The organism is Stutzerimonas stutzeri RCH2 (genome assembly GCF_000327065.1).
Lineage (GTDB): Bacteria > Pseudomonadota > Gammaproteobacteria > Pseudomonadales > Pseudomonadaceae > Stutzerimonas > Stutzerimonas stutzeri_AE.
This window is the reverse complement of record NC_019936.1, coordinates 3,588,898-3,613,547: the sequence shown is the minus strand read 5'-3', so window position 1 is coordinate 3,613,547 and position 24,650 is coordinate 3,588,898. Positions and strand designations below refer to the sequence as shown.

The window sequence follows — 24,650 nt, the reverse complement described above, 5'->3', positions numbered from 1 at the left end:
TATTGATTGGTTGCGCCATAAAACGACGCCTATGCATGGGACTCGCATCCGCTCCAGCCGTTGCGCTGCACCGGTGATCGGGGCGTGTGCACGGCTGGGCGCCGCGGCGGTCGGAACGAATATCCGCAATTGCACGACGCCTAGCCGGAGGACCATGCACCCGTCATCGCTGCTTCGTTTACCCGCCGCTGCCACGCGCCTGCTGCTCGCCGCACTGCTGTGTGCAAGCACCGGCCAGACCGCCATTGCCCAGGAGGCCTTCGAGTGGAGCGGCCCCTTCCTCGCGCGGTTGGCCCAGCTGGACAGGCAAACCCCCGGGCATCTCGGCGTGTACGTCAAGGACATGCAGACCGGCATTTCAGTCTCCTACCATGGCGAGGAGCCCTGGTATTTGGCTTCGACGGTCAAGGTCCCGGTCGCCATCGCGGTGATGCGCCGGATCGAGCAGGACGAGCTGACCCTGGATAGCCCGGTGGCACTGCTGGCGTCCGACTACGTCGATGGTGCCGGCCCGACCAACAGCCATGCGCCGGGCAAGGCGTTGAGCGTGCGGTTTTTGCTGGATCAGATGCTGATCCACAGCGACAACACCGCCAGCGACATGCTGATCCGTCTGGTCGGCATCGAGCAGGTCAATGCCGTCGCCCAGGAACTGGCGCCGGAAGGGCTCGGGCCGATCACCTCGCTGGCGGACGTGCGACGGTTGATCTACGGCGAGTTGCACCCGGCGGCGCGTCAGCTCTCCGGCAAGGATTTTCTCGCGCTCAGGCAGCAGCCGAACGACGCCGGCCGCCTGGCGCTGCTGCCACGGCTGCTTGGCGTGGAGCGCCGCACGTTGGCATCGATCAGCCTGAACGAGGCCTACGAGCGCTACTACGCCACGCCGTACAACTCCGGCACGCTGAAGGCCTACGGCGACGTGCTTTCGGCGCTGGAGGCCGGGACTGCACTGGGCCCGGCGAGTACCGGATACCTGCTGAGCGTGATGCGCCGGGTCGAGACCGGCAAACAGCGGATCAAGGCCGGCTTGCCGCCCGGCACCGGCTTCGCGCACAAGACCGGCACCCAACGAGCACGTATCTGCGATGCCGGGCTGGTGGATCAGCCAGATTCGGACAGCGCCCTATCCACACGCCTGGTCATCGTCGCCTGCGTTCGCGGGGTGGCCTCCGCCGCCCAGGCCGAGCGCGCGTTGCGCGGTACCGGCGAGGCAGTCACCGCAGCGGGGTTGATCCGACGATGAACAGGTTGATCGCAGTAGGCGCATTGTTGTTGCCGCTGGTGGCCCTGACCGCCTGTACCGAGGAAGCCGAGGCGACCTGGAAGGATGGTCTGGAGCAGGAGCTGCGTCGTGTCGACGAGGCGTCGCCGGGCAAGCTCGGTGTTTATATCAAGCATCTGGGTGAGAACGCCGAGCTGCGCTACGACGCTGAGCGCTTCTGGTACCTGGGCTCAGCGGTGAAGGTGCCGATCGCCCTGGCCGTGCTACAGGGCGTCGACGATGGCGACTTCAGCCTCGATCAGCGGCTGACGCTGGAGGCCGAGGACAAGGTCGACGGCTCCGGCGATCTGGTCTGGCAGGACAACGGCGTCGACTACTCGCTGCGCGATCTGCTCAAGGAAATGCTCATCGAAAGCGACAACACCGCGGCCAACATGCTGATCCGCCTGGTCGGCGAGGACGAGCTCAACGCGCGCACCCGCAAGAGCATGGGCGGTGATTTCGAGGCCATCACCTCCTTCACTCAGGTGCGCCGCGACGTATATGGCGAGGTGCACCCGGATGCAGCCAAGCTCGACAACATGCAGCTGGTGGAACTGGCCTCAGCGCCGTTCAGCAAGCCGCGCTACGAGGCGCTGGCGCGGGTACTGAACCTGCAGGCCGATGAGCTGAAGGCCGCAAGCATGGAACAGGCCTATGAGCGCTACTACGCGCGCAAGCTCAACTCCAGCAGCCTGGTGGCCTACGGCACGATGCTGGAAAAACTGGTGCGCGGGGAGCTGCTGTCGGTCGAGAGCCGTGATCTGCTGTACGGCTTCATGAAGCTCGATTCCTATGACAACTACCGGCTCGAGGCCGGGCTGCCGGAGGACGTGCCCTTCATCCAGAAGACCGGCACCCAGCTCGAGCGCGCCTGTCACATCGGCGTGATCGAGCCGCAGGACGAGAGCCGCGCGATCGTCGTGGTGGCCTGCGCCGAAGCGCTCGATGAGGGCAGGGACGCGGGGCAGTTGTTCGAGCAGGTCGGCCAGGCGATCAGCAAGGCGTTGTTGGGCAAGCAATCCTAGGCGCGGGTTGCCTTGATGATCACGAATTTCGGCGTAGCGGCGACCTGCTCGGCATTGCCGAACAGGCGCTTGAGCTTGAGGTGGTAGCCGAGATGACGGTTGCCGACGATCCATAGCTCGCCGCCCTTGGCCAGTGCCGCCTTGGCCTGGGTGAACATGCGCCAGGCGAGGAAATCGCCGACCACCTGCTGCTGGTGGAATGGCGGATTGCAGAGCACCAGATCCAGCGAGCCGGGCGCCTGCTCGGCCAGGCCGTCGCCGGCGCGGATGTCGGCCGGACGTTCGCCGAGGATCGCCTGCCAGTTCTCCCGAGCCGACTGCACCGCCATGTAGCTCTCGTCCACCAGGGTCAGCTCCGCCTGCGGATTGCCCAGCGCATAGACGATGCCGAGCACGCCGTTGCCGCAGCCGAGATCGGCCACGCGCAGTGCACCGAGTGCCTGTGGCAGATGTGGCAGAAAGGCGCGCGTGCCAATGTCCAAGCCTTCGCGGCAGAACAGGTTGGCGTGGTTGAGCAGTTCGAGTTTTGGCTGATCGAGCCGGTAGCGAGTCGGGTAAGGCGACTGCGGCGCCGGTTTCTCGCTCGCCGTTGCGCTGAGCAGACGTGCCTTCTTCACTGCCAGCGAGGCCTGCACCGCGCCGATGTACTGCTCTAGCAGATCACCGGCGGCGCGCGGCAGGTGCTTGATCATCGCCGCGGCGATCACCTGCGCGCCGGGCGACAGCTGGCCGTGCAGGCGGATCAGCTGTTCTTCCAGCAGGGCGAGGGTTTTCGGTACGCGGATCAGCACCAGATCGAACGGGCCCTGGGCCATTTCGCTGGCCGGAACGAAGGTCACTCGTGTCTCGGATATACCGTTGCGCGCCAGATTCTTCTGCAGCGCCAGATGGGCCAGATGCGAGTCGCCGCTGCTGGTCACCTCGACATGCGCGGCCAGCGCGCAAGCCAGGGCACCGAAGCTGTCGTTGAGAATCAGCACCCGCGCGGCTGCCGGCAAACCCTGTTCATGCAGCGTGGCGAGCAGGTATTCGTCGGCGGCGTCAAAGGCCTGCAACGGCTCGTTCGGCTGCTCCGGCTGGCGGATCAGGTCGAGGCTGGCATAGGGGGTATCGAGAATAGGCATGAGAACTGGCGGTGTTTATGGGCGTCGGAAAGGAGTATCAAGACTTCAAGGGCCTGCGCGCGACAGACCCGGCAGATGCTCGGAGGGAGCGAAGTATGACCGCCAGCGAAGAGAAGTTCACCCGCCAGCGCCTGCTCGAGGTGCAGACGCTGACGTCCAACCTGTTCACCTTGCGCACCAGCCGTGATCCCAGCTTTCGCTTCAGCGCCGGGCAGTTTGCCCGTCTTGGCGTGCGCAAGCCCAGTGGTTGTATCGTCTGGCGTGCCTATTCGATGGTTTCAGCGCCGCATGACGAGTTTCTCGATTTCTTTTCCATCGTGGTGCCGGATGGCGAGTTCACCAGCGAGCTGAGTCGCCTCAAGGTCGGTGATGAGCTGCTGGTGGACAAGCAGGCCTTCGGCTTTCTCACCCTGGATCGCTTTCCCGACGGCCGCGACCTCTGGCTACTGGCCACCGGCACCGGCATCGCGCCGTTTCTGTCGATCCTGCAGGACTTCGAGGCCTGGCAGCGTTTCGAGCGCATCATTCTGGTCTATAGCGTTCGCGAGGCGCGCGAACTGGCCTATCAGCAGCTGATCGCCGAGCTGCCGCAGCGCGATTACCTGGACGGGCTGGGCTCGAAGCTGCTGTACCTGCCGGTGGTGACCCGCGAACAGGTTCCTGGGGCGCTGCATGGGCGCATCACCACCCTGATCGAGAACGGCGAACTGGAGCGCGCTGCCGATCTGCAGCTGACGCCGGAGCATTCGCGGATCATGCTCTGCGGCAACCCGCAAATGATCGAGGACACCCGCGCCGTGTTGAAAGCGCGTGATTTGAATCTGGCCTTGACCCGCCGGCCGGGGCAGGTGGCGGTGGAGAACTACTGGTAGGCGAGCGCCGATGCCGGCTTCCCGGCCCAAGCTTCACGGTTGCCAGCAAGAAAGCAAAAAGCCCCTGTCGGACGATCCGGCAGGGGCTTTTCTTATGGCGTGCCGCTGGCGCGGTTAAACGACGCCCTGGGCCAGCATGGCGTCGGCAACCTTGACGAAGCCGGCGATGTTGGCGCCCTTGACGTAGTTGATCCGGCCGTTTTCCTCGCCGTGAGCGACACAAGCGTGGTGGATCGACTGCATGATGCTGTGCAGCTTGGTGTCCACCTCGCCGGCAGTCCAGTGCAGACGCATGGCGTTCTGGCTCATTTCCAGGCCGCTACAGGCCACACCGCCAGCATTGGATGCCTTGCCTGGTGCGTAGAGGATGCCGGCCTCGAGGAACAGGTCCACGGCTTCCAGCGTCGACGGCATGTTGGCGCCTTCGGCGACGCAGACGCAGCCATTCTTCAGCAGCATGCGAGCGTCTTCGCCGTCCAGCTCGTTCTGTGTGGCGCAGGGCAGGGCGATATCGCACGGCAGGCTCCACGGACGCTGATCGGCCAGGTAGGTCACACCGAAATGCGCACCCATCTCCTCGAGGCGGCCGCGGCGGACGTTTTTCAGGTCCATCAGGTAGTCCCACTGCTCGCCCGTCAGGCCATCCGGGAAGTGCAGGGTACCGCCGGAGTCGGACAGCGAGATGACCCGGCCGCCTAGCTCCATGACCTTCTGCGCGGCGTACTGGGCCACGTTGCCGGAGCCGGAAATCGAGACGCGCTTGCCTTCGAAGCTGCTGTGGGTGCTCTTGAGCATTTCCTCGGCGAAGTACACGCAGCCGTAGCCGGTGGCTTCCGGGCGGATCAGGCTGCCGCCGTAGGGCAGGCCCTTGCCGGTCAGGACCGAGGTGAACTGGTTGGACAGGCGCTTGTACTGGCCGAACAGGAAGCCGATCTCGCGACCGCCGACGCCGATGTCACCGGCTGGCACGTCGAGATCCGCGCCGATGTGGCGGTACAGCTCGCTCATGAACGACTGGCAGAAGCGCATCACTTCATTGTCGCTCTTGCCCTTCGGATTGAAGTCCGAACCGCCCTTGCCGCCGCCCATGGGGAGCGAGGTGAGCGAGTTCTTGAAGACCTGCTCGAAGGCCAGGAACTTGAGCACGCCGATGTTCACCGATGGGTGGAAACGCAGGCCGCCCTTGTAGGGGCCGATTGCGCTGTTCATCTGAATGCGGAAGCCGCGGTTGACCTGGACGCGACCCTGATCGTCGACCCACGGTACCCGGAAAATGATGGCGCGTTCCGGTTCGACCATGCGTTCGATGATGCCGGCCTGCATGTAGTGCGGATGGGCTTCGAGAAATGGCCAGAGGCTGCGAACCACTTCTTCCACGGCCTGGTGGAACTCGGGTTGGTGTGGGTCGCGTTGCTTCAGGCGGGCGAGAAAGGCATCAACGGTTTCGATCATCAGTAGGCCCTCGGCGACCGCGCAGTGGCAGTCATTAATAATTTTTGGCGCGCGACTGTAGCAAACCTGCTTCGCACCGCGGAAGTGCGACATGGGTCTGAGGTGCATGTCAATGGTGCGCGCTTGTGAGCAGCAGCGGAGGATCGGCGATGTCGCCTAGCGCGGGGTATTCGGCGGAGCCTGGTCGGTCAGGTGCCGCCTTTCGCGCCAAAATGACGCATACCGTGCGTCGTTTTTGTGCAGAAAAATCGATGCGCTACGCCTGCTCAGTCGGCCAGCTCGCAGCGATTGCGCCCGCTACGTTTTGCGCGCAGCAGCGCGAAATCGGCCCGATTGATGGTGCTCGAATAGGTTTCCTCGGCGCGCAGCTCGGCAATGCCCATGCTCGCGGTGACGCCCAGCAGACTGTCGTTCACTCGCACGCCGAGTGCGCTGATGCTCTCTCCCATACGGGCCATCACCGCACCAGCGGTAGGTGCGGTGCATTCGGGCATGAGGATCAGAAACTCTTCGCCGCCCCAGCGACCGCAGAGATCCTGTTCGCGAATCTCCGCTTCCATGACGCGGACCACTTCGATCAATACCCGATCACCGACCTCATGACCGTGTTCATCGTTGATCAGCTTGAAACGGTCGATATCCAACATGACCACTGCCAGCGGGCGCGCATAGCGTTTGGCGCGCTCGCTTTCCTCGCGCAGGCGTTCGGTCAGCAGTCGACGGTTGGCGATGCCGGTCAGCGAGTCGAGTGTCGAGGCCTCGCGCAGGGAGGCATTCAGGTCGTGCATCATCAGTTGATAGCGATCGGAGATGCGCGCGACCTTCTCCAACTGCCGCAACTGCTTGTCGAAGCGTGCGGCCAGGCTCATTTCACGCTCGCGGGCAATGCTCTGGTAACCGTCAGAGACGCGGGCGATTCGCTCGATGCGTCCGAGCAGGTCGTGGTGGGCTCCCCACAGCTGGCTCAGGGCCTCCTTCAACGGATGGCCCTCGAACTGCGGATCGGCGAGGAGATCGGCAACCTCTTGCTCTAGCGGCGATGGCCCACGCATATCAACCTTCTGTCAGTCGTGACTGAGGATGGAAAAGGGGAAAGTGCAGTCTTCCTTGAACTCTTCGGCCAGCTCTACCACGCGCTCGTTGCGGATGTCGTAGTACCAGTTTACGGCCACCTGACGGCCATCCTGATAGGCCGCTTCGAGCAGGTCGAAGATGTCCATCATCGCCTTGATGCTGCTGGTGTTGAGATACAGCAGACGCAGTTCGAGGGCGAGCGGATGCGAGGCCTGGCCGAGGAAACGCTCAATCCAGTCATAGACCTGATGGAACAGTTCGTAAGAGTTTTCCGGATAGGAATCGCCCTGCATCGAGACGACACCTTTTTCCCAGTCCGAATGAATGGCGGGGGTGGATTGGCTGCCGGGGATGGAGAAATCGTTCATGTGGATGCTCTTGGAGGTCAGATGACGGCGCTCAGACTGATGAAGGAAAGTTCGTCGGAAACCGGTTGCAACGAGGCCTTGAGCGGCTCGCTGGATTTGCGCGCAATGTCGATCAGGCCCAGCCCTGCGCCGGAGGTCACATGTTCGTCGCGTGGCCGGCGCAATTGTTCCTTGTACAGCGCCTTCAGTTCCGCCTTGTTCTTCTTCGCCAGTTCGGCCACTGCACCGAGCAGCAATTGGCCGTCGGCGGTTTCGATCAGGTTGCCGGCCGAGACGACATAGCGGCCCTGATCATCGCGCGACACCACCACCGTGGCCCCTGCCTGCTGATCGGACCAGTTCTTCTCGCGGGTGTAATGGCGAATGTTCTGCGTCATCTCGATGTAGACGGCGAACACATCCATTGCCGATGACGGGTGGGCCTGTTCTTCGGCCATGTAATTGCGCAGCGCGTTGCCTATCTCTTCGATCAGGCTGCGCGAGATGGGGCCGTTGAAGCACAACATGATCTGTTGCTGGTTGTAGCATTCGCGCATCGCGAACATGTCAATCGGGGCCATTGCCAACTCCCTGTCTCAATCGAAACGGAAACATAACATCGTGATGTCGTCGCGCTGCGGATAATCACCCTGATAGTGCGCCAGCGCACGGCTGAAGGCTTCGCCTTGGTCGGCCAGCGGCAGTCTGGCGTGCGCGCGGAGCATGCTGGCGAAGCGGCTGTTGCCGAAGCCGTACCCCTGTTCGCCACCCGCCTGGTCGAGGAAGCCGTCGGTGGTCATGTAGAACGTCCGCCCCGGCTGCAGTTTGACGAGGGTGTTGTGGTACTCGCCGATGCGCTTGTCACCGATCGCGCGTCGCGCCGCGCGGACTTCCTGGACCTCCTCGCCGTCGCAGTAGTACAGCGCGATCTTCGCTCCGGCGTAGCGCACCTCGCGTCGCTGCAGGTCGACATAGGCCAGGCCGATGTCCATGTTGGTGGCCAGCGCATGGGCGTCGTCCTCTTCACGCAGCATGCTGCGGACGATCGCGTCGGTACGCGATAGCGCAGCTGCCGGATCATTCAGGCCGGTCGTGCCGAGCGCCTGGTCGATGGCGGCGTGGGCGAGCATGGTCATCAGCGCGCCCGGCACGCCATGCCCGGCACAATCGACTACACCGAACAGGCAACCGCGCTCGTCCGCCCGGTAGACATAGAAGTCGCCCCCGACGACATCACGTGGCCGCCAGAGCACCGCATGACGATCGCCCATGGCGCTGACCAGCTGCCGATTGGGCAGGATGGAGCGCTGGATGAGGCTGGCATAGTCGATGGAATCGTCGATCTTCTTGTGCGCGGCCGCCATGTCGCGGTTCGCTCGCTCCAGTTCCTGGGTACGCTCGCGCACGCGGTTTTCCAGTTCGCTGGTGTGGCTGCGAACCGTCTGCGCCATGCTGCCGAAGGCAGCGCTCAGCTCGCCGATCTCGTCTTTGCGGCCGAGCGGCAACGCTACATCGTACTGTCCGGCCGCCAGCGCCTGAGCACCGCGGCGCAGCTGGCGCAGCGGCTTGAGCACGCGCTTTTCGACCAGCCAGGCACCGCCGCCGATCAGCAGCAGGAAGAGCACCAGAAACAGGCCGATGGCGGGCAGCAGAGGGCGTACCTCGACCACCTGTGCAGTGCCGAGATCGACGGAGCTGGCGACGAACCATTGCAGTTCCGGTATCCAGCTCAGCGCCAGGAGACGCGGCGCCCCGTCCAGGGTGACGCGCAATGTCGAGACTGTTCCGGGTGCCTCGCGGCTGTCGGCCATCGCCTGGCGGACTGCCGTGGCGGCGCTGATATCGTCGAGCAGCCCCAGCACGTTGGTCGATAGCGAGCGCCCACGGGCCGTCTCGGCATTCAGCGTGACCAGGTTCTGATTCGGGTGCACCAGGATCGAGCCGTAGGCGTCGAGCACCATCGACTCGACTCCGACCTTGCTCGACTCGATGAAATCATCCAGAAAGGCGCGCAACCCGATGCCCGAGCCGACCAGGCCTAGATGACGATCGCCGTCGCGCACCTGCACGTTGAACCATACCTTGAGCTCGCCAGTGACTACGGAGCGGTCGACATTGATCGAGTAGGGAGCTGTTGCCTGCAGGGTCTGGTAGAACCACTCGTCGCGCGGATTGTCCGGGCTCATCAGGTAGCGCGGCGCCTGGCTTGGCTCCTGGCCCGGGCCGTTGGAGTAATAGCTGTTGCTGCTGGCAGACGCAGCGAAATATGCATGGTCGCCGAATGCCTGCTGGTAGCCGGCGGCTTCTTTGAAAAAGGTGTCGCGCTTGGCCGGACTGTCTTCGGCCTGCAGCCAGGCGACTGTCAGCTGAGAGGCGGCGAGACGCTGGGCAAGGGCCAGTTCGCGGGATACCGGCGCGAAAAGACGTTCGCGGTTGAGCTGTACGACGTTGCGCGCGTAGGCCTCGCCAAAGCGGTGCTGCACGCCAAGCAAGGCCTCCCGACCGATCAGGCCGGCGAGGGCGAAAGCGAGGAGACAGCTCAGCAACAGGGCCAGCAGTGATTTGCCGCGCAGTCCCAAGGCTGCCATGCGAAGTTCCCTCTGTCGCTAGATTGGCGCGGTGGATGATCGCCGGCCGGTTATCGAAAAGCGGCAATTATCCGACATAAGGCGTTTTGCTACTAGTCGATAGTCGTCTTTCTGACGCAAGAACGGAGCCGCTTGGGCTCCGTTCGTCTGGTGCAACCGTTACTGCGCGAGCTTCTTGTACCTGACTCGGTGTGGCTGGGAGGCTGCGTCACCGAGGCGCCTCTTGCGATCGGCTTCATACTCGGTGTAGTTGCCTTCGAAGAACACGACACCGCCATCGTCCTCGTAGGAGAGGATGTGGGTGGCGACGCGGTCGAGGAACCAGCGATCGTGGGAGATCACGATGGCCGAGCCGGGGAAGTCCAGCAGTGCCTCTTCCAGCGAGCGCAGGGTTTCCACGTCGAGGTCGTTGGACGGTTCGTCGAGCAGCAGCACGTTGGCGCCCTGCTTGAGGGTCAGCGCCAGGTGCAGACGACCGCGCTCACCGCCGGAGAGATCCTTGACGAACTTCTGCTGGTCGGCGCCCTTGAAGTTGAAGCGGCCGACGTAGCCGCGCGACGGCACCTCGTAGTTGCCGATGCGAATCTGGTCCAGGCCATCGGAGACCGCTTCCCAGACGGTCTTGCCACCTTCCAGGTCGTCGCGGCTCTGATCCACGCAGGCCAATTGCACGGTGTCGCCGATTTCGATGCTGCCGGAATCCGGGGTTTCCTTGCCCATCAGCATGCGGAACAGGGTCGACTTACCGGCACCGTTACCACCGATCACGCCAACGATGGCGCCTTTCGGCACGCTGAAGGAGAGGTTGTCGATCAGTACGCGGTCGCCATAGCCCTTGGTGACGTTCTTGAATTCGATGACCTTGTCACCCAGGCGCGGGCCGGCCGGAATGTAGATCTCGTTGGTCTCTGCGCGTTTCTGGAATTCCTGCGACTGCATTTCCTCGAAGCGCTGCAGACGAGCCTTGGATTTGGACTGGCGGGCCTTGGCGCCTTTGCGCACCCATTCCAGTTCTTCCTTCATGGCCTTTTCATGGGCCGACTGCTGCTTGGATTCCTGCGCCAGACGCGCCGATTTGGCTTCCAGCCAGCCGGAATAGTTGCCTTCGTACGGGATGCCCGCGCCGCGGTCGAGTTCGAGAATCCAGCCGGCGACGTTGTCGAGGAAGTAACGATCGTGGGTGATCGCTACCACGGTGCCCGGGAAGTCATGGAGGAAACGTTCCAGCCAGGCCACCGAGTCAGCGTCCAGGTGGTTGGTCGGTTCGTCCAGCAGCAGCATGTCCGGGGCCGACAGCAGCAGGCGGCAGAGGGCGACGCGGCGCTTCTCTCCGCCGGACAGGTGCGCGACTTTGGCGTCCCACGCCGGCAGGCGCAATGCATCGGCGGCGACTTCCAGCTGACGCTCCAGGTTGTGACCGTCGGATGCCTGCAGGATTGCTTCGAGCTTGGCCTGCTCGGCAGCCAGGGCATCGAAATCGGCGTCCGGCTCGGCGTAGGCGGCGTAGACGGCATCCAGGCGGGCCTGGGCGTCCTTGATCACACCAACCGCCTCCTCGACGACTTCACGCACGGTCTTCTCGGGATCGAGCTGCGGCTCCTGCGGCAGATAGCCGACATTGATGCCCGGCATGGCGCGGGCTTCGCCGTCGAACTCGGTGTCGACGCCGGCCATGATGCGCAGCAGGGTGGATTTACCGGCGCCGTTCAGACCGAGCACGCCGATCTTGGCGCCAGGGAAGAACGACAGGGAGATGTTCTTGAGAATCTCACGCTTCGGCGGAACGACCTTGCTCAGCCGGTGCATGGTGTAGACGTAAGAGCCTGTTTTGCCTGCTTTGTCACTTTTTGACATGGTTTGATTCGCCTTTAATCCTGCTTTTTCAGAGAGTTATGGTAGCGACAAGCGCTTAAATTCTGGAAAGCAAAACGTTAGATTTTGCGTTGACCCAAACTTGTTCCTGACTATATTTAGAAAAGTTATTTTTTATGAGGGAGCAATATGGGTCTCCAGGTCATAGAGCAGGTGGTGAATGGTGCTCGCAGAAAGCTACTGGTGCAAGACTACATCCCGGTTTACTACCCCAACCTCTACATGACCATGGAGCACTCGGGCAGAGCACTGGAAACAACCAAGAAGTACCTTGAGCATCTAGTTGTGCTTGAGCAGTTTCTAGCCTTCTCCTCTATTGATCTGATTTCTCGCATCGAACAGCGCCCTGCCAGCCAATACCTGACAGACACTGAACTTTCTCGGTTTGTGTCGGACGCGGGGTTCAGCAAGGAAACCCTGGCCATGAAGTATGCGGGGATGCGTTTGCATCCGACTGCCTACAAATCCGTTGGCAAAGTCCATGCGCGGCAGCGAATCGAGGCGGTACGCGATTATCTGGCCTTCCTCTATGACAAGTTGGGTGATCACTCATCACGATATGAGGCGGTTGACGATGTGAAGAAGCGCATCAACCGCAAGATCAAAGCGGCCAGCCCTGCGTGGAAAAAAACGCGATTGGACGAAATGAAAGGACTGACAACCCAGGAGCGAGATCGATTGCTGGAGATTCTGCGCCCTGACAGTCCGATCAACCCCTTCGCTGATCCAGCTATTCGATTACGTAATTACATCATTTTGCTTTTGGGTCTGGATATGGGGCTTCGCCGCTCCGAGATGCTGCTGATCAAGACCAGCGATATTCACTGGCACAGTCGTCAACTAGCGGTGGTCAACCTGGAAGATGAAAGCCTCGATCCACGAACCATGGCCCCGCAATTCAAAACCCACGAGCGCATGCTGGTGATGACCGATGACCTGTATGACGCAATCACTGAGTACGAATCGAAATATCGCCACAGGAAGCCCCGTAACGGCGCATCGCAAGCGAGAAGGCATCCGTTTTTGCTTGTTGCGCACAAGCGAAATGAGGGCGGACCTCTGACCATCAAGGCAGTGGATGGTGTTCTGTCCAAGGTCCGAGAAATAGCGCCGAAACTGGCTCATGTGCACCTGCATATCCTGAGGCATGACGCGGTTTACACGATGCTGGAAAGCATGCGTGAGGAACTGGCAACGCTCACGCCGGAGGATCGCACCACGCAAGTTCAAAAGACCCTCACATGGATGTTCGGCTGGAATCCCGCATCAAACATGCCCGGCCTCTACGGCGCGAAATTCTGGAAGGAAGAGGCAGACAAAGCGATACAGAAACGGGCCGAGCGGCTTAAGGCCATCCGCCAGAAGACCGGCACGACAAAAGGGGGTTCAAAATGAACATCTCCGTAGAAGCACTTCAGGCCCCCACGAAGGACAGCCTCGATGCATGGCTGAACACACCTCGCCTGGCGAAATGTGGGGAGGTGTTCACACCCGCAGAACCGATGTGGAGTCCGGATAAATCGACCAGTCAACCAGTCAACTGGGAGGCAGCTATTGCCTGCGTCTCGTCGGATTGGCAGCCCTGGTTGCACGCAGCCCTGGCGTACCGAATGGCCAATGCGGCAGCGCGCACGGTTGCTAATACCGCCAGTGTGTTGTCGCGGGCTGCTCAGAGCGAGATAGACCCGCTCAACGAGGGTCAACTGATCGCTTTGCGGGAGCGATTTAACTATAGAGAGTTCAGTCTCATTGCAGCTTTCATGGAGTTTTGGCACGACTGCGAGTCACTCGAACAGCACCCGTCGCAACCACTGATCGACGCCTACCAGGCACTGCCCAGGAAAAAGAGTTCGAGCAACGACGTGATCCTCACACTGGACCCCGAACAAGGCCCGCTCACGCAGGTGGAGCAAGACGCGCTGTACCAATGGATCCATGAGCAGTTTTGTCACGGGCACTTAGATTTCGAGCAGTACCTTTACCTGCGCATATTGATGATTTACGGGCAGCGTGGCGCTCAGGTGCGAATGATGATTTTTGCTGATTTCACGAAGAGCGACCAGGGCTGCAATGTCAGGTTTCATTGGGTAAAGCAAATTGACGACGAGGCAGGTTGGCGAGTAAAGCCCGAAACATTCAGTCTGGATGAGGACCTCTACAACACCGTGCAGTCCTACAAGGCAATAGTTCTGGCGCAACTCTGGCAAACCTATCCAAACGGTGCCGACTGGAATGCAGCCATTGAAAATGTGCCCATCTTTCGTCGGAAGCTGCATGATGAAGCTGAATGTCGTGAGCGGATGTCTCCCCCTGTTTTGCTCGATAGCCCCCTTCAAAAAGACCTCGAATACGCGCCGCAGCCAATCTTTCATGCCGGAAAAAGCACAATTCATGCTTGGCTTGCCCGCATCGAGCGGATGGAGTCCTTTCCGATTTCGCCTCGCACCCATCAGCCGCTGAAAGTGACGCGGGGCCACCGGTTCAGACATACCCTCGGCACGGACCTTTCCAATGCGGGGCAGGATGAGTGGACAATGGCCCGTGCATTGATGCACAGAAACACTCACACAGTGCGAAAGTACCGCGCCATATCGGCGGAGTTGATGGCGTTGATCGACGCGAAGATGAGCGACCAGCTGGCCTTGGTTGTGAATGCGTTCACCGGAATCATTGTCGCGGATCGTACCTCAGCTGAAAACGGGGACCGAGCGGATCGACAAATCGAGGATGTGGCAGTATGCGGTGCCACTGCCACCTGCCATCTTGATGCGCCGTACACCTGTTACGCATGCGGAAAATTCCAACCCCTTCTGAACGGCAATCACCATGCGGTCCTTGAGCGATTGGAGCGTCGTCGGGCGCAAACCATTGCCACGGATAAAATTACCGGCGTGCTCTGGGATCGGGCCATTCTGGCTTGCCGTAAGGTGATTCTGGATTGTGAGGCCATGCTCCGATCCGGGAGGGAAGACGAATGACCGATGCGTTTTATTCTGAATCGGCGAATAACATTGTCGATTTTAAGCCCAGGAGCCAGCTGGCTGCGGAGGCTCAACTTGAGGCATTTATCGAATGGGCAAAACAGACCCTGCCCAAAGGCATTCCCAGTCGAGTGCACGCGAGTATTCTCTGGGAAGATAGCAGTTGGCACCCGCATGGATTCACAGGCTGTAACTTCTCGGCGGTCGGATCAACTAGATCTGCCCCAAAGGCAATGCAGGCACCCTTCACGGATTTTGCCAAAGCCTTACTGGTGTATCGAGGGGTGTATTTGCAAAAAAAGGCGGTGGGAGGCTGGATGGGTTCTCTGAGGGCGCTGGAAGCCGCCCTACTCGAACTGACCGGCACACGGGATGTGACGCGGGTGTCCGCCGCTGTTTGCAATAAAGCGTGCGAGTACATGGACCGTTACTGGACCAAAGGTAACAACGCATACACGTACAGTAAGTCACTTGAGACCATCATCAGCCTGATGCGGGCCAAAAATCTGCTCAATTCGGATTTCCGGTGGACCTCTCCGCTGACAATTAAGCCTAATGGCACGCTCAAGCAACAAAGAGCAGATCGGGAACAGAAGCTTCCCAGCCCTGACGCGATCAGAGCCCTCGGGGAAGTGTTCTCAAACGAATTGACCCTCCCCCTCGATATCGTTGTGACCTCCGCCTGTGCGCTGTTGCTGAGTGCCCCCAGTCGCGTGGGTGAATTGGCGGATGTTGAATTGGATTGCGTGGTATTTAAAGAGGATAACCAGGGTAATCGGCGCATGTTCCTGCGCTGGCACTCGGAAAAGATAAACCAGGTGACGCTGAAGCCCGTCGTTAAGCCTGAGATGGAGCCGGTCGTCGAACGGGTCATTACGTTACTGAAACCGATCACCGATGAGCCGCGTGCTTACGCCGCCTGGCTAGAAGACAATCCCGATGATTTCCCCCCCCACGAAGGAGTGCCATCTAAGGGACCTGATGAACCGCTCACGTACGCCGAATGCTGTGCCGCAGTGAAACTCACCGTTCATGAAACATCCCACCCGCGAAGCGTATTCAAAAGTAAGTTCCTGAAATCCGTAGAGAAGCAAAAGGCGCTCAGCCCCGCCGCACGAGCCCTCTTGGCCGATATCCGTGACGGGTGGGACTCCAGCGCAGGGCAGCGCATATATGTTAAGGGCAAGCAAAGATTCCAGAGTATTGAGTTTGACGACCGATGCATGATCACGCTTCGCAAGCTCAATGTGCTGTTGCGGGAAAAGTATCTTCCAAAAGATTTTCCATACACCACGCCATACACGGAGGGTAAAGCTCGGGTTAAATACCGTGATGCGCTGTTTACCGTGCGCACGGGAGCAATGGCAAAAAACTCAGGTAACGAGAAACACGAATTTGGTGTGGAGATCGCGGCGCACTCTAACCGATTGACAGCGCAATTAGGCGGTGCGAACGACCCGCGTATTAAAAGTATGTTTGAGCGCCATGGCTACCCCGGCATCAAGGTCAACACGCATGCGTTTCGGCATGAATTGAACACGCGGATGCACCAGGCCGGTCTGTCGCAACTCCTGATTGACGCCTTCTCCGGGCGTACGTCGAGGGGATCGGTCTACAACCATGAAACCATCGAGGACCGCACCCAGAGGGTTGCGGCGTTCCACCCCAAAACTAAGCACAGCACCGGTGCTCAGCGTCTGGACAAGGTCAAAACAAATCAGCCTCTGACTCTTGGTGATGTAAGGGAACTGCGCGAGGGTGAACCGGACCGCGTTGTCCATCAAACCCATCTCGGCGTCTGTGTGCACAATTTTGCTTACGAGCCTTGCCCGAAAATGGGAGCCTGTTTGGACTGCGGGCTGCTCGGCTGCGTCAAAGGGGATGACGTGAAGCTTGGCAACCTCAAGGAAGAACGCGACGACCTTAAACTTCGCCTCGATAAAGCTCTGGATGCGCAGTCTCGGGATGTCTTTGGGGCATCGGAGTCAGCCAAAAAACTGAGTGAAAAGCTCTATAAGTGCGAGGCGTTAATCCTAACGCTGGAAGACCCCAAACTCGAAAACGGTGCCATTGTGTGGAACGCCGATAACGGTTGGACGCTGACCAAGAACGCCGCCGCAATGTCGGGGCTGATCGAAGTCAAAGTCATTGAAGGGAACCAGACGCAAGAGGGGTTACCATCTCTGGATGACGTCTTGGCCTTGCTGGATGAGATCGAGGGTTAACGATGGGACATTTAACGCCAAAGGATGAGAAACGTATCATTAAGCTGATTGAGGAATGGTCAGAGCCGAAGCTGACCTGGCCTTTGCTCGTCGAGGCCTGCAAAGAAAAACTGGGTATCAGTCGTGCTCGCCAGTCCCTGATGAATCTACCTGCCGTGGATTTAGCGATGAAGAATTGCAAGGCGGCATTGAAGGCTCAGAAGCTGAAGCCGGGCTGGATTAGCGATATTCAGGCAGCCAACGAGCACATTGAGAAACTGACAACGACCAATCAGAAGCTGTTAGCTGCTGTTCGAGATATGCATAGCCGGTTTTTGATCTGGCAAGCCAATGCGGATATGCACGGGCTAACGCAATCGATGTTGGAGCGGCCGGTTTCACAGCTTCGAAAAAAGACCTGATCCGGTGTCAGAAATTTACCTGGAAAAGACTCAGCTACGACCTGAAATCCGAGCATTCGGACCATACTCCGCGCTACGTTCTGGAAGGGGAATGGATAGCCCCCACCACTACCAACCACCGGGCAGAACAGATGCTGCTGCACCAAGGCCGGCCGAGGAATTTGAGTGGTACCGTGTGAGTAAGGCGGTAGGGAACGTACGCAACCATGGGCCGGAATTGATCCAGCCGATCGAGGTAGACGACGAGGCCTGACCACCATTGAATCGACCCAGATACGTAGTCAGTGCTGACTGTCCGCTTCTGGCGATCTCGGCAAGTGCCGACAGGCAGAAATCGGCCGATTCTGTTGAAAAAGTAGGTTTAGCGGCAGCAAGGCGGTCGGATGTACCTGCTGTCGAAGTGGCTGCAAGCCACTTCAAGTTACCTTTCGGCGTTTCACTGAGCGTCCTTGCTCAGGTTTGAGGGTTAATTCGAGGGTTTCTGCTCGCCACAGGCGTACCTATCCCGTGAGCGGTGGCCCTTGAGGCAAAAGCTTGGCCATGCGGCGCAGGTTCTGCACCATCGCAGCCATGGTGAATTCGTCAGTGGCGCCTGTCAGGCCACGCAGTCGTAAACGGTCGAGTTTCATGATCCGTTTAAGATGGGCGAAAAGCATCTCCACCTTCTTCCGTTCGCAACGTGAGACGAGGTATTCCGGTGTCTTGGCGATGCGTCGAGCCACATCGCGGGCAGCCTCATGGATGCTGCGAACGATCTTCCGATTCGGTGTGTTGGGGCAGCATTTCGCTTTCAACGGACAGGTGACGCAGTCGGTTTGGCTGGAGCGGTAGATGATGGTGTTGGCCTTGGTTACCCGCGATCTTTTCTGGGTGAAGGCGCGCCATTCACTGCGTAGCGGTTTGCCGGTTGGGCAGCGATATTCATCGGCTTCCTGATTCCAGTGGAAGTCGTTACTGGAGAGACTGTCGTCCTTGCGCTCAGTCTTGTCCCACACCGGCACATGCGGCTCGATGTCCTTCTCTTCGACCATCCAGGCCAGCATCGGGGCAGTGCCATAGGCGGTGTCGCCGATGAGGCGTTCCGGTGTGAGGTCGAACTGCGCTTCGACACGCTCGACCATCGTCCTGGTCGAGTCGACTTCGGTGGTACGGTGCGCCGGGGTCGCTTCCACATCCATGATCACACCGTGCTCAGTGTCGATCAGGTAATTTGTGGAGTAGGCAAAGAAGGCCGGGCCGCCTGGTGCTGCTGTCCAACGGGACTGAGGATCGGTGAGCGAAATCTTCTTGGGAAGAGCCTCAGCCAACGCATCTTCATCAAGTGCTTCGAGGTACTCGCGCACGGCGCGGCTGCTGAGCTTTGGATCGCTCCAATCGACTTCATCTCCCACCACCCCACGTTGCCGGCTGGCATCCGCCTTGATGATGCTGGCGTCGACGGCGAAACCTTCGCCCTTGACTAGGCCGGCTGCCATGCAGCGCCGCAGCACTTCATTGAACAACCAGCGGAACAGATCGCTGTCACGGAAACGGCCATGGCGATTCTTCGAGAAGGTCGAGTGATTAGGTACTTCGTCTTCCAGACCCAGCCGGCAGAACCAGCGATAGGCCAGGTTCAGGTGCACCTCTTCGCACAATCGCCGCTCGGAACGAATGCCATAGCAGTAGCCGACGACCAGCATGCGCACCATCAATTCCGGGTCAATCGAGGGACGCCCGATGGGGCTATAGAAATCCGCCAGATAGGCGCGCAGATCACTGAGATCCAGGCACTGGTCGATGCTGCGCAGGAGATGTTGGGCCGGGACGTGATCTTCGAGATTGAACGAGTAGAACAGGCGCTGCTGTCCTCCCGGTAACTGTCCCATCATGCTGTTCGCCTCCACGCCCGCTGACAAAGCAATTTTGCCAACGGCATGGGGAGGTCGCTACTTTTTCAACAGAATCGGCCAGAAGCGGACATTCACAGTGACTGAGGAATGAGGGGCGGGTCACTTTTGCTCGGATAACCTAACGTTGGAATTCAGCGGCTGCCGTAGGCAGTCCGCTGGAATGACTTGTTAGGCAACAACTCCACTGCCTATGGGTTTATAGCGGATTTACTTAGGTTGGTACTCCAATGATGAATGGTGAAGGTTAATGCGCAAATTTCCCGCATCGTCTTTAACGTAACCCCACGTTTTGTCAACGGTAGTCACTTTCCCATTTTTATCTGTGAAGTGAACTTTCCCCATAGTAATTGCGCTATTGCCATCAAGAAAAATAGCAGAAGTGACAGGCTCACATTTTCTCCAGCCTTTTAGAGCAAAACCTGTGTCGGCAGGGAAGGATGGGTCACCGCCAACGAAATAAGATAGCGCACCGGCACGTGTGGGGCGAAATGTTTGAGGGTTCACCGTGAGCGTAGGCTTAAAGAGTACTGCGCCCATTTGGTAGGCGTAAGCGGAATCTATGACTTTCTCGGCCAATGCTCTCGCTGCTACTTTTCCATCCTTTTCGTATGCGGCGTTGATATCAAGAAGAGCAGCACACCATGCTTGCTGAGCTGTTAATGCTTCCTTCTCTGTTACTGCCTGATTTACAACGATGGGCTCGTTTGCGTTCGCAATATTTGAGGTAAGTGCGACTAATGCTGTTAATGCTACAAGTTTGACTTTCATAGTTGGGAGACCCCTGGGTTGAAAGAATTGGATTGTTGCGTGTTTGACTGTGCCTAACGCCGCAATCACCCGCTTGTCGGGTGCATTGCTTTGTTATGCGCTTTCTCTGCAAGTGCGTTGATCGCACATTCATCTAACCGGGCACGCCGTACCTCTTCGAATATCCGAGCGCCCGAGCGCTCGTAGAAGCTCCTTCCTCGATCATTGTCGGTAGCCACGATCCAGTCAATACGCCCGCAGCCAGTATTCTGAGCGAGGATACACAGCTCTGAGAGTAGAGCTTCGCCCACACCGCTTCCCCGGAACTGCGGATAGACAAACAGATCGTCTAGCCAGATGCCAGGCTTGGCAATGAACGTGGAATAGATACTGTAGTACGTCGCGATACCCACGGCCTCGCCTGACTTCATGGCCAAGAGCGCAAACGCCTTGGGTTGTTCGGAGAAGAAAGCTTCCTCAATGTCAGCTTCCGTAGATTGAAGCGAATTCAAACACCCATCGAATTCCGCTTTTCCTCGAACAAGGTCGAGTATCGCAGGAACGTCCGCTTTTTCTGCCTTCCTGATTTCAATAATAAGAGTACCCTCTCTATGGATGCGCATAACGCCGCCAACACGCGCAGCTTTGTAGTGAAGGCGAAGCCGCAACCGAAATGGTGTCGCTATGCTTGGATTGGTTAGTGGCAGACGCCCGTGACGTTGGCTCTTGCCCAAAGCAGGCTCCCATGAAGCGTTGGCCGCCTACATTCTCTGCGGAGTGGTTGCCTCTCTAGTTCAGGCAACCAGCAGGTGACGTCTAACCGCGTGCTGTGCATCAGTCTTTCATATTCTTCCACGCGAATACCGAGGCCAAAATAATGATACCGATGGCAGCACCAAAGTATAACGTAGCGATCGTAGCGCCAATCTCTACCGCCTGCTCAAGGAACAGAACCACCAGTAGCACAACAGCCACTTGGCTTACTGTTATCTTCAAATCATGGAAGCTCTTAATGTCCAGAGGGTTTTGGGATTCTCTGTCATCATCAGACACCGGACGGATGAACAGACGATACAGGTTAACCGCCATGATCTGAAAAGTAATAGCGATCAGCAGGAGATCCAACAGCTTCAGGAGGCGAACCGCGAGGCTCTTGCCGTCGTCAGCAGAGACAGGTATATCACGTACTACATCCAGTGCGGTATTCCAGATTATGTTAACCGAGGCACCATACAAGAGCAAAGATGACACCGCACAGATAACGACTGCCACCCACACCATAAACCGACTACTTCTGAAAACTCTCTCGATCATAATTTCTCCGGGCCGCGTCACAACGTCAGTTACAGACTCACAATTTTCTCTTAGTCGGTTTCACCGGACCATCTACTATCTCGTTAATCAACCTCTAGATTGTGCTTTCTACGGCGTTAGCCGAACACTGGAGCTGTCGGATTACTGCTGGATTACTTCAAACGTTCGTGACCCTGACATGACCTGGAGAAAAGCCACTAACAGTGATTAGACCGAACGCTCGACTAATACGCAGCCTAACATTTCGCTAACAATGTTGACTTTTCTCTTGCGGATCAGTGTTTTATGCATCTTTCACTCCCTTCTGCTGCGACGTTATATCGAACGCGGTATAAGCCAGGGCGGCCGAATGCGGCATAAGCCCGCGCTTCACAGCATGTCGCCAAAGCTAGCAGGAATGAATGCTTGTGTGAGATAAGCAAGGCATCCATGCCGCCGAAGATGGGACTGCGCGTGAGCAGTTGTTTCCATAATGCTTTTTCTGCTGTTGATTGCCAAGAAATTAGTGGCCGCTTCTGGCCGGTTAGCGACCATTGCTCCGGCCAACCATCCTTGTCCTCCCACACCAGGAGGACTTGCCATGAACACCATTGCTACCTACAGCCATCAGCCCTGGAACAAAGGAAAATTAGTCGGACAGAAGGCCCCGCTCCGCCTGAGAGATATCTGGGCAATCCGGGTGAGGCTGCAAATCGCCGAGAGAAGTCGAGATCTAGCGCTCTTCGATTTAGCCATCGACAGCAAGCTGCGAGCCTGCGATTTAACCAAGCTCCGTGTGCGCGACGTTGCCCATGGCGAAAACCTGTCATCACGAGCCATGGTGATGCAGCAGAAAACGCAGCGGCCAGTGCAGTTCGAGATCACTGAGCAAACACGGTCTGCTCTCGCGGCCTGGATACATCAAGCCCAGCTCCGCAGCGAGGACTGCCTTTTTCCGAGCCGGCTGCATACCTCTGACCATCTCTCCACTCGTCAATACGCCCGTATCGTCAAAGGCTGGGTGAAAGCCATTGGCCTTGATCCAGCCATGTATGGCACTCACACAATGAGACGTACGAAGGCATCACTGATCTATCGCAGGACGAAGAACCTGCGTGCGGTTCAATTGCTGCTCGGCCATACGAAGCTTGAGAGCACTGTCCGATACCTCGGGATTGAGGTCGATGACGCCTTGGAAATGGCGGAGCAGACCGAGGTTTGACCATGTATAGCGACGGTCGAAGTCAGACCGTCGCTAACCGGCCAAAAGCGGCCAACTATAATTAGCCGTATCGTAGTCTGCTCCAAATGGTTACAAACCACGCACTCTGCCAGCCAACTAGGTTTCAACTGCCGTTTTGTCGATAGGCTCTCCTGACTCATTAGTTTCAGGCAGACCTTCCTGCAACTCGCCCTCCTGCGTTTCCTTGGACGGCGGCTTGCCTAGCCACTCATTGGTTGACTGCTGTACTTCATTCAGTTGCTTATTGAGTTGTTGCAGGGTCCCATCGACCGTTTCGCGGGCTACGTCTTGCATTGCCTGCTCAGCCTTCTCGGCCAGTTTCTGCGCCGATTGCTCGGCTGCGTCGCAGCCGGCCAAGCCCACCAGTAACAGCCCCATAGCTGTCAATTGCAGCGTTTTTTTCATTACCGCCTCCAGTGTTGAAAGTTGCCAATTCGACAGTAGGCAGCCGACTAGCTACCTCCACCTGTTTTGATTTACACCTGAGGGCCAGCCGGGGCCGGCTGGCCACGGGTTTTCCAAAGGGACAGCAGCACGCCGCCCAGCAGCAGCAGCAGACTCAGGGAGATTACCGATGGAATCTTGCCAATGAACTTTCACGAATGCCAATTTCGCGATGCTCGCGGTGAAGCACCCCTAGGTCGAAGACCAACAGGCCAATCACTATGCTGATAAAAACGAGCCACAACCAAGTGGCAGTGCCGAGAAATTCGGCCAGGAAGAACGGTTCTAGGGCAGTCATGAGCCCCTCCTCTAAGTGTCGAAGTTGTGCAAACTGCAACTCCGACATGGCAGCGGTTAGCTGTCAGAGGGGCCCGGCGTTGCGGAGGCAACTCTAGAGGTGCATTTGTGGCTTCTCAATCGAGGAAAGGTCGCAAGGTGTTTCAAGCGGATTGACTGATACTGTGAGTAGACCTTCTTTTCGTAGACGGCTTCGGGCGGCTGCTTTTGGCCGCCTCCTGCCTGTCAACGGCCGGCAGGTGAGCATGCTCATCTGCGCCGCCAGTAATCGTTTCTGTCTCGAGACTCTTGATAAGGAGGCCAAACCGCAGCAGAGCGAGGAAGTCGGAGCAGGGTAATGACGTACTCATAACGCTCGGAATGAATTTTCATTTCACGAACGCAAGCGCTGGGATCAGCATGGGGGAACCAGAGTGAGGCTGGAAGCTCAATTCCCTTCCGCTCTTGGGTAATTGTTGAGCAAGCTGCTAACGAACCCGCGGGGATTGGGATGGGGCTCTGGCGTGTTCGGAAAAAAGCACCATTACGGCGTGCAGCCGAGCTGGCAAATGCCCATTTCATGAAGCCATCACGAGACAGTATCAAGACCGAACTGTCCTCAGTGCACTCAATCCACTTCAGGGCAGCAGCGGTAAGTGAAACGCCATAGCGATCTGCACAATGACGCAATACTTCAATGTCAGTGTCTGGGGTGAGTTGGCTGCGAAAGTCGTTTAGGGGCATCAGCAGAAAAGATGCAAATAGATCGGCTTCGGCCTCAATGTTCTTTTCCTCCCATGACAGCATGTCATCACTGCTGCATTGAAATTCGTCGCGCTTGAGACGATGGAGGATGTAGTGCCCCAGCTCATGAGCTTGAGTGAAACGAATACGACCTGGAGATTTCAAGCCGTTGTTGTATAGAAGCATCCAGCGGTCTTTCGCTTCGTTGGCGAACAGCGCACCATCGAAGTTTTTGATGTCGACAGCCTCTACCTTGACGATCGGGTCGGGGTATTTAAAGACCTCGAAGGCGCCAAGGGCAAGCTCGCTAACATTGACAGGGAAGCGATCAAGCCCTAGGGATTGGCTGATCTGATCACAGATTTTGGTCAGATGGATGGCTGCTTTCTGCGGTGTCCATACCTTGCCATCAGGCATCTTTAAAAGTCCTTTTTGAACGTATCTAGAATCCTCCTAAGCTGCGCTTTCGCATCCGGCTCCAGATTCTTGTAGCCGCGGAAGAAGGCTTCATCGAGATGCTTTTCTTCCGGCTCACGGAGATCATCCTCGAAAAAGTAAGCTGTTCCTACTCCGAGAACATCTGCCAGTGCTGTGAGCTTCTCTGCTGAGGGTCTTTGAGACTCTCGGTTCTCCAGCTCCCATAGATAGCTCTTGCTGAGCCCTGCCATGTCCGCAAGTTTTTCCAGGGTCAGCCCACGCTGCTTGCGCAGGTCGCGGAGCTTCTCGCCGAGACGGGTAGTCATCGTCGTGTCTCCTCCATAGTCGTTAAGTACAAAATACCACGAT

Annotated in this window: 22 protein-coding genes and 1 pseudogene; 8 read left to right on the top strand and 15 right to left on the bottom strand. The window is 58.3% G+C overall.

All coding sequences use genetic code 11. From position 1 onward, the window contains the following. Positions 1-154 precede the first annotated feature (154 nt). Both PSEST_RS16715 and PSEST_RS16710 read left to right on the top strand, forming a co-directional pair. Entirely contained in the window at positions 155-1,243 is a 1,089-nt protein-coding gene (locus tag PSEST_RS16715) for a serine hydrolase (RefSeq protein ID WP_015278153.1), read from the top strand. Next, the gene (locus PSEST_RS16710; protein WP_015278152.1) at positions 1,240-2,289 is read left to right on the top strand and encodes a serine hydrolase; all 1,050 of its coding nucleotides are present in this window, start codon (positions 1,240-1,242) and stop codon (positions 2,287-2,289) included. Before PSEST_RS16715 ends, PSEST_RS16710 begins: the two co-directional genes overlap by 4 nt. Here PSEST_RS16710 and PSEST_RS16705 read toward each other — a convergent pair. After that, positions 2,286-3,413: a methyltransferase gene (locus tag PSEST_RS16705; RefSeq protein ID WP_015278151.1), complete on the bottom strand. Its 1,128-nt coding sequence runs from the start codon at positions 3,411-3,413 to the stop codon at positions 2,286-2,288. The genes PSEST_RS16710 and PSEST_RS16705 overlap by 4 nt on opposite strands. Before the next feature lie 95 nt (positions 3,414-3,508). On the opposite strand from PSEST_RS16705, the gene PSEST_RS16700 reads away from it, so the two are divergent. Next, a complete protein-coding gene (locus PSEST_RS16700) occupies positions 3,509-4,285 on the top strand; it encodes a ferredoxin--NADP reductase (protein ID WP_015278150.1) in 777 nt (258 codons plus the stop codon). 114 nt (positions 4,286-4,399) lie between these two features. Here PSEST_RS16700 and gdhA read toward each other — a convergent pair whose 3' ends face one another. The 6 genes from gdhA to ettA all read right to left on the bottom strand — a co-directional run bounded on the left by gdhA (position 4,400) and on the right by ettA (position 11,600). Next, a complete protein-coding gene (gene gdhA / locus PSEST_RS16695; protein WP_015278149.1) occupies positions 4,400-5,737 on the bottom strand; it encodes an NADP-specific glutamate dehydrogenase in 1,338 nt (445 codons plus the stop codon). A gap of 266 nt (positions 5,738-6,003) precedes the next feature. Next, positions 6,004-6,789 carry a biofilm regulation diguanylate cyclase SiaD gene (siaD, locus tag PSEST_RS16690; protein WP_015278148.1) on the bottom strand — a complete coding sequence of 262 codons (786 nt, stop codon included), beginning with the start codon at positions 6,787-6,789 and terminating at the stop codon, positions 6,004-6,006. A gap of 12 nt (positions 6,790-6,801) precedes the next feature. Beyond that, entirely contained in the window at positions 6,802-7,179 is a 378-nt protein-coding gene (siaC, locus tag PSEST_RS16685) for a biofilm regulation phosphoprotein SiaC (protein ID WP_015278147.1), read from the bottom strand. Between the two features lie 17 nt (positions 7,180-7,196). Beyond that, a complete protein-coding gene (siaB, locus tag PSEST_RS16680) occupies positions 7,197-7,739 on the bottom strand; it encodes a biofilm regulation protein kinase SiaB (RefSeq protein ID WP_015278146.1) in 543 nt (180 codons plus the stop codon). 15 nt (positions 7,740-7,754) lie between these two features. Beyond that, entirely contained in the window at positions 7,755-9,746 is a 1,992-nt protein-coding gene (gene siaA / locus PSEST_RS16675; RefSeq protein WP_015278145.1) for a biofilm regulation protein phosphatase SiaA, read from the bottom strand. Between the two features lie 159 nt (positions 9,747-9,905). Beyond that, positions 9,906-11,600, bottom strand: a complete 1,695-nt coding sequence (gene ettA / locus PSEST_RS16670) for an energy-dependent translational throttle protein EttA (RefSeq protein WP_015278144.1) — start codon at positions 11,598-11,600, stop codon at positions 9,906-9,908. Positions 11,601-11,747: 147 nt separating this feature from the next. On the opposite strand from ettA, the gene PSEST_RS16665 reads away from it, so the two are divergent. From PSEST_RS16665 to PSEST_RS16650, 4 genes are read left to right on the top strand one after another with little or no spacing between them, the layout of a single operon-like run. Continuing rightward, a complete protein-coding gene (locus tag PSEST_RS16665) occupies positions 11,748-13,013 on the top strand; it encodes a site-specific integrase (RefSeq protein WP_015278143.1) in 1,266 nt (421 codons plus the stop codon). Further along, positions 13,010-14,596 carry a site-specific integrase gene (locus PSEST_RS16660; RefSeq protein WP_015278142.1) on the top strand — a complete coding sequence of 529 codons (1,587 nt, stop codon included), beginning with the start codon at positions 13,010-13,012 and terminating at the stop codon, positions 14,594-14,596. The genes PSEST_RS16665 and PSEST_RS16660 overlap by 4 nt, the downstream gene beginning before the upstream one ends. Beyond that, a complete protein-coding gene (locus PSEST_RS16655) occupies positions 14,593-16,824 on the top strand; it encodes a hypothetical protein (protein ID WP_015278141.1) in 2,232 nt (743 codons plus the stop codon). The genes PSEST_RS16660 and PSEST_RS16655 overlap by 4 nt, the downstream gene beginning before the upstream one ends. A 2-nt stretch (positions 16,825-16,826) precedes the next feature. Next, positions 16,827-17,225, top strand: coding sequence for a hypothetical protein (locus PSEST_RS16650; RefSeq protein WP_015278140.1), 399 nt, complete (start codon positions 16,827-16,829; stop codon positions 17,223-17,225). 500 nt (positions 17,226-17,725) lie between these two features. On the opposite strand, the gene PSEST_RS16645 is transcribed toward PSEST_RS16650, so the two are convergent. The 4 genes from PSEST_RS16645 to PSEST_RS16635 form a co-directional block, all read right to left on the bottom strand. Continuing rightward, positions 17,726-19,096 carry an IS1182 family transposase gene (locus PSEST_RS16645; protein ID WP_015276282.1) on the bottom strand — a complete coding sequence of 457 codons (1,371 nt, stop codon included), beginning with the start codon at positions 19,094-19,096 and terminating at the stop codon, positions 17,726-17,728. Between the two features lie 228 nt (positions 19,097-19,324). Next, complete coding sequence (locus tag PSEST_RS21905) at positions 19,325-19,885, bottom strand: hypothetical protein (RefSeq protein WP_080585066.1); 561 nt, start codon at positions 19,883-19,885, stop codon at positions 19,325-19,327. Between the two features lie 65 nt (positions 19,886-19,950). Then, positions 19,951-20,598 (bottom strand): GNAT family N-acetyltransferase, encoded by a 648-nt coding sequence (locus tag PSEST_RS16640; RefSeq protein WP_015278138.1) that lies wholly within the window; start codon positions 20,596-20,598, stop codon positions 19,951-19,953. A gap of 100 nt (positions 20,599-20,698) precedes the next feature. Then, a complete protein-coding gene (locus PSEST_RS16635; protein WP_015278137.1) occupies positions 20,699-21,178 on the bottom strand; it encodes a YqhA family protein in 480 nt (159 codons plus the stop codon). A 580-nt stretch (positions 21,179-21,758) separates the two neighbouring features. Here PSEST_RS16635 and PSEST_RS16630 point away from each other — a divergent pair. Then, a complete protein-coding gene (locus PSEST_RS16630) occupies positions 21,759-22,379 on the top strand; it encodes a tyrosine-type recombinase/integrase (RefSeq protein WP_015278136.1) in 621 nt (206 codons plus the stop codon). Positions 22,380-22,496: 117 nt separating this feature from the next. Here the strand turns inward: PSEST_RS16630 and PSEST_RS16625 are convergent, their stop codons facing one another. The 4 genes and pseudogenes from PSEST_RS16625 to PSEST_RS16610 all read right to left on the bottom strand — a co-directional run bounded on the left by PSEST_RS16625 (position 22,497) and on the right by PSEST_RS16610 (position 24,607). Beyond that, on the bottom strand, positions 22,497-22,805 hold the full coding sequence (locus PSEST_RS16625) for a hypothetical protein (protein WP_015278135.1): 309 nt from the start codon (positions 22,803-22,805) through the stop codon (positions 22,497-22,499). A gap of 181 nt (positions 22,806-22,986) precedes the next feature. Then, positions 22,987-23,142, bottom strand: a pseudogene (locus PSEST_RS16620) (TerC family protein); the annotation flags it as partial. A gap of 248 nt (positions 23,143-23,390) precedes the next feature. Then, positions 23,391-24,281 (bottom strand): ImmA/IrrE family metallo-endopeptidase, encoded by an 891-nt coding sequence (locus PSEST_RS16615; RefSeq protein WP_015278134.1) that lies wholly within the window; start codon positions 24,279-24,281, stop codon positions 23,391-23,393. A 2-nt stretch (positions 24,282-24,283) separates the two neighbouring features. Further along, on the bottom strand, positions 24,284-24,607 hold the full coding sequence (locus PSEST_RS16610; RefSeq protein ID WP_015278133.1) for a helix-turn-helix domain-containing protein: 324 nt from the start codon (positions 24,605-24,607) through the stop codon (positions 24,284-24,286). Positions 24,608-24,650 lie beyond the last annotated feature (43 nt).

Coding starts and splice junctions, on each gene's coding strand:
- PSEST_RS16615 (WP_015278134.1), bottom strand. CDS start 24,281: ATGCCTGATGGCAAGGTATGGACACCGCAGAAAGCAGCCATCCATCTG.
- PSEST_RS16645 (WP_015276282.1), bottom strand. CDS start 19,096: ATGATGGGACAGTTACCGGGAGGACAGCAGCGCCTGTTCTACTCGTTC.
- gdhA (WP_015278149.1), bottom strand. CDS start 5,737: ATGATCGAAACCGTTGATGCCTTTCTCGCCCGCCTGAAGCAACGCGAC.
- PSEST_RS16705 (WP_015278151.1), bottom strand. CDS start 3,413: ATGCCTATTCTCGATACCCCCTATGCCAGCCTCGACCTGATCCGCCAG.
- siaD (WP_015278148.1), bottom strand. CDS start 6,789: ATGCGTGGGCCATCGCCGCTAGAGCAAGAGGTTGCCGATCTCCTCGCC.
- PSEST_RS16650 (WP_015278140.1), top strand. CDS start 16,827: ATGGGACATTTAACGCCAAAGGATGAGAAACGTATCATTAAGCTGATT.
- siaA (WP_015278145.1), bottom strand. CDS start 9,746: ATGGCAGCCTTGGGACTGCGCGGCAAATCACTGCTGGCCCTGTTGCTG.
- siaC (WP_015278147.1), bottom strand. CDS start 7,179: ATGAACGATTTCTCCATCCCCGGCAGCCAATCCACCCCCGCCATTCAT.
- PSEST_RS16715 (WP_015278153.1), top strand. CDS start 155: ATGCACCCGTCATCGCTGCTTCGTTTACCCGCCGCTGCCACGCGCCTG.
- PSEST_RS16660 (WP_015278142.1), top strand. CDS start 13,010: ATGAACATCTCCGTAGAAGCACTTCAGGCCCCCACGAAGGACAGCCTC.
- PSEST_RS16710 (WP_015278152.1), top strand. CDS start 1,240: ATGAACAGGTTGATCGCAGTAGGCGCATTGTTGTTGCCGCTGGTGGCC.
- PSEST_RS16665 (WP_015278143.1), top strand. CDS start 11,748: ATGGGTCTCCAGGTCATAGAGCAGGTGGTGAATGGTGCTCGCAGAAAG.
- siaB (WP_015278146.1), bottom strand. CDS start 7,739: ATGGCCCCGATTGACATGTTCGCGATGCGCGAATGCTACAACCAGCAA.
- PSEST_RS16610 (WP_015278133.1), bottom strand. CDS start 24,607: ATGACTACCCGTCTCGGCGAGAAGCTCCGCGACCTGCGCAAGCAGCGT.
- PSEST_RS16630 (WP_015278136.1), top strand. CDS start 21,759: ATGAACACCATTGCTACCTACAGCCATCAGCCCTGGAACAAAGGAAAA.
- PSEST_RS16635 (WP_015278137.1), bottom strand. CDS start 21,178: ATGATCGAGAGAGTTTTCAGAAGTAGTCGGTTTATGGTGTGGGTGGCA.
- PSEST_RS16655 (WP_015278141.1), top strand. CDS start 14,593: ATGACCGATGCGTTTTATTCTGAATCGGCGAATAACATTGTCGATTTT.
- PSEST_RS16700 (WP_015278150.1), top strand. CDS start 3,509: ATGACCGCCAGCGAAGAGAAGTTCACCCGCCAGCGCCTGCTCGAGGTG.
- PSEST_RS21905 (WP_080585066.1), bottom strand. CDS start 19,885: ATGAAAGTCAAACTTGTAGCATTAACAGCATTAGTCGCACTTACCTCA.
- PSEST_RS16625 (WP_015278135.1), bottom strand. CDS start 22,805: ATGAAAAAAACGCTGCAATTGACAGCTATGGGGCTGTTACTGGTGGGC.
- ettA (WP_015278144.1), bottom strand. CDS start 11,600: ATGTCAAAAAGTGACAAAGCAGGCAAAACAGGCTCTTACGTCTACACC.